Origin of the sequence: Nonomuraea sp. NPDC048826 (genome assembly GCF_043198225.1) — a bacterium.
Taxonomy (GTDB): domain Bacteria; phylum Actinomycetota; class Actinomycetes; order Streptosporangiales; family Streptosporangiaceae; genus Nonomuraea.
Genome location: NZ_JBICUQ010000003.1, coordinates 349,303 through 360,612, shown reverse-complemented (window position 1 = coordinate 360,612; position 11,310 = coordinate 349,303). Strand labels below are relative to the sequence as shown.

At 73.1% G+C, this 11,310-nt stretch carries 14 protein-coding genes; 12 read left to right on the top strand and 2 right to left on the bottom strand.

Annotated features, from left to right (window positions below; translation table 11 throughout):
* Positions 1-113 precede the first annotated feature (113 nt).
* On the bottom strand, positions 114-881 hold the full coding sequence (gene ddaH / locus ACGFI7_RS12240) for a dimethylargininase (RefSeq protein ID WP_393402708.1): 768 nt from the start codon (positions 879-881) through the stop codon (positions 114-116).
* Between the two features lie 38 nt (positions 882-919).
* Between ddaH and ACGFI7_RS12235 the strand changes: the two genes are divergently transcribed.
* From ACGFI7_RS12235 to ACGFI7_RS12190, 10 genes are all read left to right on the top strand, one after another.
* Positions 920-1,165 carry a DUF2630 family protein gene (locus tag ACGFI7_RS12235; RefSeq protein WP_393402705.1) on the top strand — a complete coding sequence of 82 codons (246 nt, stop codon included), beginning with the start codon at positions 920-922 and terminating at the stop codon, positions 1,163-1,165.
* A gap of 102 nt (positions 1,166-1,267) precedes the next feature.
* Complete coding sequence (locus tag ACGFI7_RS12230) at positions 1,268-2,233, top strand: GNAT family N-acetyltransferase (protein WP_393402702.1); 966 nt, start codon at positions 1,268-1,270, stop codon at positions 2,231-2,233.
* A gap of 19 nt (positions 2,234-2,252) precedes the next feature.
* Positions 2,253-2,978 carry a Mut7-C RNAse domain-containing protein gene (locus ACGFI7_RS12225; RefSeq protein WP_393402700.1) on the top strand — a complete coding sequence of 242 codons (726 nt, stop codon included), beginning with the start codon at positions 2,253-2,255 and terminating at the stop codon, positions 2,976-2,978.
* Positions 2,979-3,063: 85 nt separating this feature from the next.
* Positions 3,064-3,366 (top strand): urease subunit gamma, encoded by a 303-nt coding sequence (locus ACGFI7_RS12220; RefSeq protein WP_393402698.1) that lies wholly within the window; start codon positions 3,064-3,066, stop codon positions 3,364-3,366.
* Entirely contained in the window at positions 3,363-3,674 is a 312-nt protein-coding gene (locus tag ACGFI7_RS12215) for an urease subunit beta (protein ID WP_393402695.1), read from the top strand. Before ACGFI7_RS12220 ends, ACGFI7_RS12215 begins: the two co-directional genes overlap by 4 nt.
* Positions 3,667-5,376 carry an urease subunit alpha gene (locus tag ACGFI7_RS12210; protein WP_393402692.1) on the top strand — a complete coding sequence of 570 codons (1,710 nt, stop codon included), beginning with the start codon at positions 3,667-3,669 and terminating at the stop codon, positions 5,374-5,376. Before ACGFI7_RS12215 ends, ACGFI7_RS12210 begins: the two co-directional genes overlap by 8 nt.
* Complete coding sequence (locus tag ACGFI7_RS12205) at positions 5,376-6,071, top strand: urease accessory protein UreF (protein WP_393402689.1); 696 nt, start codon at positions 5,376-5,378, stop codon at positions 6,069-6,071. The genes ACGFI7_RS12210 and ACGFI7_RS12205 overlap by 1 nt, the downstream gene beginning before the upstream one ends.
* Before the next feature lie 16 nt (positions 6,072-6,087).
* Positions 6,088-6,750 (top strand): urease accessory protein UreG, encoded by a 663-nt coding sequence (gene ureG, locus ACGFI7_RS12200; protein WP_393402686.1) that lies wholly within the window; start codon positions 6,088-6,090, stop codon positions 6,748-6,750.
* A 52-nt stretch (positions 6,751-6,802) separates the two neighbouring features.
* Positions 6,803-7,486, top strand: coding sequence for an urease accessory protein UreD (locus ACGFI7_RS12195; protein ID WP_393402684.1), 684 nt, complete (start codon positions 6,803-6,805; stop codon positions 7,484-7,486).
* Positions 7,487-7,628: 142 nt separating this feature from the next.
* Positions 7,629-8,096: a hypothetical protein gene (locus tag ACGFI7_RS12190; protein WP_393402682.1), complete on the top strand. Its 468-nt coding sequence runs from the start codon at positions 7,629-7,631 to the stop codon at positions 8,094-8,096.
* 7 nt (positions 8,097-8,103) lie between these two features.
* On the opposite strand, the gene ACGFI7_RS12185 is transcribed toward ACGFI7_RS12190, so the two are convergent.
* Complete coding sequence (locus tag ACGFI7_RS12185) at positions 8,104-8,550, bottom strand: hypothetical protein (RefSeq protein WP_393402680.1); 447 nt, start codon at positions 8,548-8,550, stop codon at positions 8,104-8,106.
* Positions 8,551-8,676: 126 nt separating this feature from the next.
* On the opposite strand from ACGFI7_RS12185, the gene ACGFI7_RS12180 reads away from it, so the two are divergent.
* Both ACGFI7_RS12180 and ACGFI7_RS12175 read left to right on the top strand, forming a co-directional pair.
* Positions 8,677-9,648, top strand: a complete 972-nt coding sequence (locus tag ACGFI7_RS12180; RefSeq protein ID WP_393402678.1) for a VOC family protein — start codon at positions 8,677-8,679, stop codon at positions 9,646-9,648.
* A 34-nt stretch (positions 9,649-9,682) separates the two neighbouring features.
* Positions 9,683-11,236: a class I adenylate-forming enzyme family protein gene (locus ACGFI7_RS12175; RefSeq protein ID WP_393402676.1), complete on the top strand. Its 1,554-nt coding sequence runs from the start codon at positions 9,683-9,685 to the stop codon at positions 11,234-11,236.
* Positions 11,237-11,310: the final 74 nt, after the last annotated feature.

The following is an 11,310-nucleotide window of genomic DNA, read 5'->3' as shown; positions in this document are numbered from 1 at the left end:
CATGGCTGGCTCCGCGGCGAGGGAGCCGGCCTTCAGAGGCCCTCGCCGCGGCAGCTAAGAAGGAGCCCGCGCAGCATGCGACTCACGCTACCAGACGTCTCGGCGTGGACCGGTCACCTTCTCACATGCTGAGAGTCGCCTGGTACGAGCACGCTGAGGCAGGTGACGCAGCCCTCCAGCTTCTCGAACTCCGAGATGTCGACCGCCACTACGGTGAGACCGCGCTTCTCCAGCAGGTCGGCGGTGCGCGGCGCGGAGGCCGCCATCAGGACGGTGTCGCCGCCGAGCGGCACGACGTGCGCGCCCGATTCCTCCGGCGGCGCCAGCAGGCCGGGCAGCCGTACGTGGCCGGGGTCGCCGATGAGGGTGCCGTCGGGCAGGGCGGTCACGGCGGACTTCAGGTGGAGCACGCCGGACAGCTCGACCGGGACCACCCGGCGTTCGGGCAGCAGGGCTGCGAGCTGGGCGATGCCGTCGTCGTTGGTCCGGGCCGACCTGCCGACGTACACGGTCTGGCCGGTCTGCAGGACGTCGCCGCCGTCCAGGGTGCCCGGCCGCGTGATCCGTACCGCGTTCAGTCCGAGGCCCCGTACGACCTCCTCGACGGACTCCACCTCGGCCCGTCGCTCCGGCGCGCCCGGTCTGGTGAGGACGGCGAGCCGGCCGGCCACCACCACCGCGTCCTCCACGAACGGGGCGTCGGGCAGGTCGTCGGCGGGCGCGGCGTGGACCGGGCGCCAGCCCTCGGCGGCGAGCGCGGCGACGTAGGCCGCGTGCTGCCGGGCGGCGAGGTCTGGATCGACGGGCTCTCGCTTGATGTTGGTGACGATGCCGTCGGCGATGCGGGGGCCGGGCTTTCTTACCAGGGCGAGACCAGGCATAGGGCGTGTTCTATCACGTTCGAGTTAGAGTCCTGCGTATGCGGGACGACGAGATTCTGGGCCGGATCAAGGCTCTGGTCGACGAGGAGCACGGCCTGCGTGCCAGGCTGATGGCCGGCGACCTGGCCACTGACGAGGAGAACGCCCGGGTCAGGGAGCTGGAGGCGGCGCTCGACCAGTGCTGGGATCTGCTGCGGCAGCGACGCGCCCGGCGCGGGGTGGGCGAGGACCCCGACGGCGCGTCGCCGCGTCCGGCGAGCCAGGTGGAGAACTACCGCCAGTGAACGAGCCAGGTGGAGAACTTCCCCCAGTGGACCAGCCGGGTGGGTGACGTCCGCCGGTAAAACCGGTCGCGTGGCGGGCGGGCGGTGCGCTTGTCTGATCCCATGCTGATCCAGCGGATCGAGACGGACGAACTGGTCGTCGGCCTGTACGAGACGTACATGGCCGGCATGGCGGACGTTCCCGCCCCCTTGTGGCAGCAGCCCCGGTTCGGGGCGCAGGTCACCGAGGGGTCGCCGGGATCGCGGGTCGAGGCGTGGGCCGTGGTCGAGGACGGCAGGGTCGTGGCGGGCTACGGGCTGGGGTTCCCGCACTACGACAACCCCCATCTGGCCGGCCTGTTCCCGCTGGTGGTCCACCCGGAGCGGCGGCGCCGGGGGCTGGGCACCGCGCTGCTGGACCATGCCGTTGGACGGGCCCGCGAGGAGGGCCGCACCCTGCTGCTCGGCGACACGCCCGTCACCGGCCCCGGGGCCGCCTTCGCCGCCGCCCGCGGCTGGACGGTGACCGTCAAGGAGGCCAGGCGGGTGCTCGACCTGGGCAAGGCCGACTGGGACGGGCTGGCGCGCATGACGCCCGGGATCGACGGCTACCTGCTGGAACGCTGGACCGGCCCGGCGGGCGAGGATCTGCTGCCCGTCCTGGCCGCGACGCTCGACGGCATGAACGACGCGCCGCGTGACGTGGGCGTCGAGCCGGCGCGCCTGCCGCTGGAGCGGGTACGCGCCGGCGAGGAGCGGATGCCGCGCGCCGGCGAGGACTGCTACAACATCCTGGCCCGGCGTGCCTCCGACGGCGCGCCCGCCGGGATCACCCGTGTCTTCCTGGACGCCGACCGCTCCACCCGCTGGGGCTACCAGGGCGACACCACCGTGCTGAAGGAGCACCGCGGCCACCGGCTCGGCCTGGCGCTCAAGCTGGCCACGCTGTTCTGGCTGCGCGAGCGCGAGCCGCAGATCGACCGGATCGTCACGTGGAACGCCGTCTCGAACCGGCACATGCTGGCCATCAACGAGGCCATGGGGTACGAACTGCTCGACGAGTGGCACGAGTGGCGGCTCCCGCTGTAGTCAGGGGCGGAAAGGCACAATGGACACCGTGACGGAAAGGACGGCGCTCCTCCGCATCGCCCCAGAGCTGCAGCTTTTCCTGCCCGCGAGCCGACGGGGGCCGGAGCGGCCGATCGTCCCCGGCGGGTCGTCGACGCTCGGCCACCACGTGGAGTCCGTCGGCGTCCCGCTGACCGAGGTGGGCCCGATGACGGCCGGCGGGCGCTGGGTGACGCCCGCGTACGTGCCGCGGCCCGGCGACGTGGTGGACGTCGCGTCGGTGCCGCGGCCGCAGCCGCTGCCGGCGGCGAGGTTCCTGCTGGACGTGCATCTGGGCACGCTGGCCAGACGGTTGCGGCTGCTCGGGCTCGACGCCGCCTACCACAACGACATGGACGACCCGTCGCTGGTGGCGCAGGCGAACGCGGAGCGGCGGGTGCTCCTGACCCAGGACCGCGGCCTGCTGCGCCGCCGGGCGCTGTGGCTGGGCGCGTACGTGCGCGGGTCCCGGCCGGACGACCAGCTGCGCGACCTGCTGGAGCGGTTCAGGCCGCCGCTGCGGCCGTGGACGCGGTGCACGGCGTGCAACGGGGAGCTGGTGGCGGCGTCCAAGGGCGAGGTGGCGGCGCTGCTGGAGGCGGGGACCAAGCGCAGCTACGACGCGTACGGGCGGTGCCGGGAGTGCGGTCAGGTCTACTGGCACGGCGCGCACGGTGGCAGGCTGGACGAGATCGTCGAGTCGGCCCGCCGGTGGGCCGCCGGCTGACGGCCCCGCCGTCCGCCCAGGTGACGAAACCCGCCTGACATGGCGCGGCAACATCAGGGAAACGGGCGCTTCTTATGGTCCGGCCATGCGGCTAACCCCACACGAGCAGGAGCGGCTGCTCATCCACGTCGCCGCCGGGGTGGCACGTGAGCGCCAGGCCCGCGGTCTGCGGCTCAATCATCCGGAGGCGACGGCGGTCATCGCGTCGTTCCTGATGGAAGGGGCCAGGGACGGCCGGACGGTGGCCGAGCTGATGGAGGCGGGGCGCGCGGTGCTGCGCCGGGACGACGTCATGGAGGGCGTACCGGAGATGCTGGACACCGTGCAGATCGAGGCCACGTTCCCCGACGGCACCAAGCTCGTCACCGTGCACAGGCCGATCCCGTGATCCCGGGCGAGTACGCGCATCCCGAGGGCACGATCCCGCTGAACCCGGGCCGGCCCCGGGTGACGGTGCGGGTCGTGAACACCGCGGACCGGCCCGTACAGGTCGGCTCCCACTACCACTTCGCGGCCGTCAACCCGGGGCTTGACTTCGACCGGGAGGCCGCCTGGGGGATGCGGCTGGACGTGCCCGCCGGCACCGCGGTCAGGTTCGAGCCCGGGGTGGCGCGCGACGTCACGCTGGTCCCGCTCGCCGGCCGCCGGGTCGTGCCGGGGCTGCGGCCCGAGCAGGCGGGGGCGCTCGATGGCTGAGCTCTCCCGCGCCCGCTACGCCGCGCTCTACGGCCCGACCACCGGCGACCGTGTCCGGCTGGCCGACACCGACCTGTTCATCGAGGTCACCGAGGACCGCTCGATGGGCCCGGCCGGGGCGGGCGACGAGGCCGTGTTCGGCGGCGGCAAGGTCATCCGCGAGTCCATGGGCCAGTCAACGGCCACCCGCGCCGAGGGCGCCGCCGACCTGGTCATCACCGGCGCGGTGATCCTCGACCACTGGGGGGTGGTGAAGGCCGACGTCGGCGTGACCGGCGGGCGCATCACCGCCGTCGGCAAGGCCGGCAACCCCGACACCATGGACGGGGTCGACATCGTCATCGGCCCGTCCACGGAGATCCTGGCCGGCAACGGCAAGATCCTCACGGCCGGCGCGGTCGACTCCCACGTGCACCTGATCTGCCCGCAGATCCTGGACGAGGCCATCGGGTCCGGCGTCACCACGATCATCGGCGGCGGCACCGGCCCGGTCGAGGGCACCAATGCCACCACCGTCACCCCGACCTGGTATCTGGAGCGGATGCTGGAGTCGCTCGATTCCTACCCGCTCAACTTCGCGCTGCTCGGCAAGGGCAACACGGTCAGCGCGGAAGGGCTGACGGAGCAGTTGCGGGCCGGCGCGTCCGGCTTCAAGCTGCACGAGGACTGGGGCACCACGCCCGCCGCCGTCGACGCCTGTCTCACCGTCGCCGACGCGACCGGCGTGCAGGTGACGATCCACACCGACACGCTGAACGAGGCCGGCTTCGTGGAGTCGACGCTGGCGGCGATCGGCGGCCGGGCGATCCACGCCTACCACACCGAGGGGGCGGGCGGCGGGCACGCGCCCGACATCATCCGCGTCGCCTCGTACGGCAACGTGCTGCCGTCGTCGACCAACCCGACCAGGCCGCACACCGTCAACACCCTGGACGAGCACCTCGACATGCTCATGGTGTGCCACCACCTCAACCCGGCCATCCCGGAGGATCTGGCGTTCGCCGAGTCCAGGATCAGGCCGACCACCATGGCGGCCGAGGACATCCTGCACGACCTGGGCGCGATCTCGATCATCGGCTCCGACTCGCAGGCGATGGGCCGGGTGGGCGAGACCGTCATCCGCACCTGGCAGACGGCGCACGTGATGAAGGCCCGCCGGGGACAGCTCGGCGAGGGGCCGGCCGACAACCTGCGGGCCCGCCGGTACGTCGCCAAGTACACGATCTGCCCGGCCGTGGCGCACGGGCTGGACGCCGAGCTGGGCTCGGTGGAGCCGGGCAAGCTGGCCGACCTGGTGCTGTGGGATCCGGCGTTCTTCGCGGTCAAGCCCGCGCTGGTGCTGAAGGGCGGGGTGGTCGCCTGGGCGCAGATGGGCGACGCGAACGCCTCGATCCCGACGCCGCAGCCGGTGCTGCCCCGGCCGATGTTCGGCGCCGCCCCGGCGACGGCCGCCGCCACGTCGCTGCACTTCGTGGCGCCGCTCGCGGTGGAGTCCGGGCTGGCCGACCGGCTCGCGGTGCGACGCCGGCTCGTCCCGGTGGCGGACGTGCGGCGGCGCGGCAAGGACGCCATGCCGCTCAACGACGCGCTGCCGCGCATCGAGGTGGCGCCGGACACGTTCGAGGTGCGCATCGACGGCGAACCGGTCGAGCCCGCGCCCGTCCCGTCCCTGCCGCTGGCCCAGCGTTACTTCCTGTTCTGATGCATCCGGCGATCCTGCTCCTCACCGACTCCCGCCTGCCCGCCGGTGGGCACGCGCACTCGGGCGGGGTCGAACAGGCGGTGGCCCTGGGGCTCGTGCACGACCTGGCGTCCCTGGCGTCGTTCCTGCGGGGGCGGCTCCGCACGGCGGGCGCCTTCGCGGCGGCCTTCGCCGCCGCCTCGTGCGCCTTCGCGGGCCGTACGGACGACGCCCCGGGATCCTGGGAGCTGCTGGACGCCGAGGCGGACGCGCGGACCGCGTCGCCCGCGCAGCGGGAGGCGGCGCGGACGCAGGGGCGGCTGCTGGTGCGGGTGGCGAGGAGGCTGTGGCCGTCGCCGGTGCTGGACGAGCTGGCCGGGGCGGTGCCGAGCCCGCACCATCCGGTCGCGCTGGGCGCGGCGGCGCACGCGGCGGGGGCCGCGCCCCCGGACGCCGCGCTCGCGGCGGCCTATCACGCGGTCACGGGCCCGGCCACGGCGGCGGTGCGCCTGCTCGGGCTCGACCCGGTGGCCGTGCACGGCGTTCTCGCCGACCTCACCCCCGAGCTGGCCGCTCTCGCCGGACCGGCCGGTCCCGACGGGGCGCCGGGGGCTGGGGGTTCCGGCTGGGCGGTGTTGGGGGCGCCGTCCACACCCGCGCTCGACCTGCTGGCCGAGCGGCACGCACGCGCGAAAGTCAGGCTTTTCGTCTCCTGAGGAGGAATCCTGCGACATGGGCGCCAACCATGACGACCACCACCACACCCCCGACGGCCACGGCAGAGCGCTGCGGCTGGGCGTGGGCGGACCCGTCGGCAGCGGCAAGACGGCCCTGGTGGCCGCGCTCTGCCGGACCCTCGGCCCGTCGCTCCAGGTCGGGGTGGTGACCAACGACATCTACACCACCGAGGACGCCGACTTCCTGCGCCGGGCCGGGGTGCTCGACGAGGAGCGCATCGCGGCCGTGGAGACCGGCTGCTGCCCGCACACCGCCATCCGCGACGACATCGCCGCCAACCTGGACGCCGTGGAGACCCTGGAACACCGGTTCGGCCCGCTCGACCTGGTCATCGTGGAGAGCGGCGGCGACAACCTGACGGCGACGTTCAGCCGGGGGCTGGCGGACCGGCAGATCTTCGTGCTGGACGTGTCCGGCGGCGACAAGGTGCCGCGCAAGGGCGGGCCGGGTGTCACCACGGCCGACCTGCTGGTGGTCAACAAGACGGACCTGGCCCCGATGGTGGGCGCGGACCTGGACGTCATGGCCAGGGACGCGGCGGCGGTGCGTGACGGCAGGCCGGTGCTGTTCACCTCGATCAGGCAGGAGCCGGCCGTCGCCCAGGTGGCCGGCTGGGTGACGGACCAGGTCAAGTCCTGGCGTTACGAGCACGCCTGACATGCGCGCCAGAGCCGCCGTCGCCACCGAGGGAGGGGCTTGGGAGGGCACCGTGATCTCCCTGTTGCGGTCCTCTCCCCCGCTGACGCTGCGTCAGACCGGGCCGGCGGCCGTGCATCTGGTCTCGACGGCGGCCGGGCCGCTCGGCGGGGACGACCTGGCGCTCGATCTGCGCGTCACCGCCGGGACCACCCTGGAGGTGGGCTCGGTGGCGAGCACGCTGGTCCTGCCGGGACGGGGCGAGTCGTCGATGCTGGTCACCGCGGTGGTGGAGGAGGGGGCGACGCTCCGGTTCACGCCGGAGCCGACGGTGCTGGCCGCCGGGTGCTCCCATCGCATGGCCGTACGGCTGGTGCTGGCGCCGGGCGCGCGGGTGCTGTGGCGGGAGGAGATCGTGTTCGGGCGGTACGGGGAGCGGCCTGGGCGCTGCCGCACCCGGTTCGACGCCACGGTGGGCGGACGGCCGCTGCTGCGGCAGGAGTTCACCGTGGGCGAGGAGGCGGTCGACTGCTCCCCCGCCGTCTTCGGGGACGCGGCCTGCGTGGGCACCACGCTCATCACGGGGCCGGAGGCGCCTGCGGAGGCGCTGGTGGCGGACGGCGTGGCCGTGCTGCCGCTGGCCGGTCCCGGCATCCTGGTCTCCGCGCTGGCCGCCGACGCGGTCGAGCTCCGCGCCAGACTCCGCTGGGGCGAGTCGGCCGTCCTGGACGACGCGTGCGGGTCAGAGGGGTGGTAAGGGCCTCCGGAAGCGCCGTGCGGGACGGAAGGGGTAAGGGTCTTCGAAGGCGCCGTGCGGGACGGAGGGGTGATGGGGCGGGTCGGTGACGAGTGGGTGTCGGCGCATGGTGTGCGGGGCCGCGGCGGCTTATCGTGATCGTGTGGCCGAAGACCTCTCGCCGCCCACCACCAGGGCGGGCAGCCGGCGATACGCGGCGGGGATCACGCTGGCCGGGGCGGCGCTGGTGCTGTGCGCGGTGCTGCCGTGGTCGGGGGTGCAGGCGAGCAGCTCCTTCATCGGCGGCACGCTCTCCAGCGACACGCGCGGCGTCGACGACGTGCTCGGCGTCTACGCGTTGATCGCCGGTCTGGTGGCGCTCGGGTGCGGCCTCACGGGCCTGCTGGCGCGGCCGAGGCTCGCGGCCGTGGCGGCGGTGCCGGGGGCGCTGGCGATGCTGGTGCTGGTGATGTTCGTGTCCGACCCGCGGGGTCCGGCCGACCGGGTCTCGCTCGATCTGGGCGAGCTGCTCTCGGTCGAGCCGGTGATCCGCTACGGGTGGTACGCGGCGCTGGCGTCCGCGTTCGCGGTGGTCCTGCTGGCCGTCCTGGCCCTGGTCCGCCGCGCTTGAGCCGGGGTCAGGCGACCTTGGTCTCGGAGATGATCGTCCGCTTGACGAGGCGGTCGCCGTCCATCCAGTGCCAGGTGCGGCACTTGTGCTTGCCGTCGAGGGAGAGCTGGATCAGCTCGTACAGGTAGTTGTTGGGGTCATCCTTGTACGACCAGGTCAGCACGATCGTCTGGTCGTCCACCTGGCTCATCTCACCGGTGATGCGCTCGGTGTCGAAGTAGGCGATCCCGTCCTCGATCCGCCCGCCGAAGTCGAACGCCTCCTGGCGGCCGTCCTCCCACGTGTAGGTGTTGGTCTGGATGAAGCTGAACGAGCCGTCCTCCGGGACCCTGCAGTACAGGTGGGAGGCGTGCCGGTCGACGATCTGACCATCGGCGTCGATGTGGATGTACTCCCCACGCCACTCGCCGAGGTGCTTGTCCATGATGGGCATTCCGGGAACTCCGGCGCGCATGATTCCTCCTGGTCACAGGGTGATGGGCGGCGGTTGACAGGTTGATGGCGGCGAGCTTAGCGTGACAACTAGCCAAAATGGAACACTGTTCCGCAAACAGGAACAGCCTTGCTCCCCGGAGGGCATGTGACCGAGAACGACCGAGAGCCGCTGGTCGAGGGGATCACCGCCGCCATCGTCGGCGTCTCCGACTTCGGACCGCACCTCGACCTCTTCCGCGACGTGCTGGGTTACGAAGTGGCCGGCGAGGGCGTCGTGCCCGCGTCGGTCGCCGATCCGCTGTGGGGCTCCGGTCCCGCGGACGTCGAGGTGCTGGCGCTGGCCGCGGCCGGGTCCGGCACCGGGCGGATCCACCTGGTCCGGGTGCCGGAGCCGCTCGCCCCCGCGGAGCCGCCGCACAACCTCGACGTCGGCCTGGTCGGCATCGACATGTACGCGCGCGACATCGAGGCGGCGCACGCGAGCTTCGCCGCCTCGGGCCGCGTCTGGACCACCCCGCCGACCACGTACGGGGTCAGCGTCGGGGAGCGCGAGGTGCAGGTCACGCAGGGCGTCTGCCCGGCGCCCGACGGCACGGTCGTGGTGTTCGTGCAGCCGGCCGCGGTCCGCGGCACCGAGGCGTGGACGGCCGACCCCGAGCGGCCCTACACCGAGCTGACCTCCGTCGTCTGCCACGTCCCCGACCCGGACGCCGAGGTGGCGTTCTGGGGTCCGGACGGCCTGGGCATGGGCGTCTGGTACGACGTGGTCTTCTCCGCCCCCGGCTTCGACACCGTGGCCGGGCTGCCGCCGGGCACCAAGATGCGGCTGGCGTTCCTGGCCGGCGAGAAGACCGCCAGGATCGAGGTCACCAGCGCCGCCACCGAGCACCGCGTGGACCGGCGAGCCACCCAGCGGCCGGCCCGCTCGCTGGGCCACAGCGGCTGGTCGGTGCGGACCCGGGACCTGGCCGCCGCGCTGGACCGGGTGCGCGCGACGGGCGGTACTGTGACGGCCTCGCCCGTGGAGACCGACGACCCGCTGCACGGGCGCGCCCTCGTGGCCGCCGCGGACACTCCCAACGGCATCGCCGTCACTCTCTGGCAGCCTCGGGGCTGACCTTCCCGACCCGGTCCGACGTAAGGAAGAGAGCATGCCCGTCCTACGTGGAGGCGCCCCCCTGTCGATCGCGGGCGGGGTGCGCGAGTTCGCCCGCGCCACCCCCTCGGCGACCGCGGTGATCGACGGGGAACGCACCCTCACCTACGCCGCGCTCGACGAGCGCGCCAACCGCCTGGCGTGCGCGCTCCTGGCGCGGGGCCTGACCACCGGGGACCGGGTGGCGGTGCTGCTCGGCAACCGGCTGGAGTATCCGGAGATCGCCGCGGGCATCGCCAAGGCGGGGCTCGTCATGGTGCCGCTGAACCCGAGGCTGACGGCGGGTGAGGCCCGCTACATCCTGGAGCACTCGGGCAGCAGCGCGATCATCCTCGACGACGCCTGCGCCGCCGTGGCCGGCGACACGATCGAGGAGCTGCGGCTGACGGCGCTGTCCATCGACGGCACGCAGACCGGACGGTCCTACGAGGCGGAGCTGGCGGCGTCCCGCGCGGCCGACCCCGGGGTGCGGGTGGACGAGCTCGACCCGTTCTGCATCACCTACACCTCCGGGACGACCGGCCGCCCCAAGGGCGTGGTGATCAGCCACCGCAGCCGGGCGCTCACGTTCTACTGCTCGGCGCTGGAGTGGGGGCTGGGCGCCGGCCGGGTGTCGGTGGCGGTGGCTCCCATGTACCACGGCGCGGGGTTCGCCTTCGGGTACGCCCCGGTCTACACCGGCGGCACCGTCACCATGCTCCGCAAGTGGGACCCGGAGGCGCTGCTGCGCCTGGTGGAGCGGGATCGGGCGCAGTCGGTGTTCCTGGTGCCGACGCACGCGCAGATGCTGCGCGGGCTGGACGACGGCAAGCTCGCGGGCCACGACCTGAGCAGCCTGGACACGCTCTACTTCAACGCCGCCGCGCTGCCGTGGACGCTGAAGCAGTGGGTCATGGAGGCGTTCCCGGCCTGCGGCGTGCACGAGCTGTACGGGTCCACCGAGGCCGGCATCGTCACCAATCTCCGCCCCGTGGACCAGCACCGCAAGCCGGGCTCGGTGGGTCACGCCTGGTACATGACCGAGCTGCGGGTGGTCGACGGCGCGGGCGAGCCGGTGGGGCCCGGCGAGCCGGGCGAGCTGTTCAGCCGCTCCCCGTTCCTGATGAACGGCTACCACGACGACCCGGCGGCCACCGCCGAGTGCATCACCGAGGACGGCTTCCTGACCTGCGGCGACATCGTCGTCCGGGACGAGGAGGGCTTCGTGCACGTCGTGGACCGCAAGAAGGACATGATCATCTCGGGCGGGCTGAACATCTACCCGCGCGAGATCGAGGACGTGCTGGCCACGCACGGCGCCGTCGCCGAGGCGGCGGTCGTCGGCACCCCGTCCGAGCAGTGGGGCGAGGAGGTCATGGCCTACGTCGTGCTGCGCCGCGGCGCCGAGGCCCCGGCCGAGGCCCTCTTCCCCGAGCTGGAGGCGCATTGCCGGGCCGGGCTGGCGGGTTACAAGATCCCCAGGCGGTGGCAGGTCATCGACGAGCTGCCCAGGAACGCGGGCGGCAAGGTTGTCAAGCGTGACCTGAAAGCGCAGGCCGGAGCCTCCTAGGCCCTTGACCGCCAATACATCAGACAATTACCCTCAACAGGGTAGAAACGATGTTTCACATATCGGAACAACCG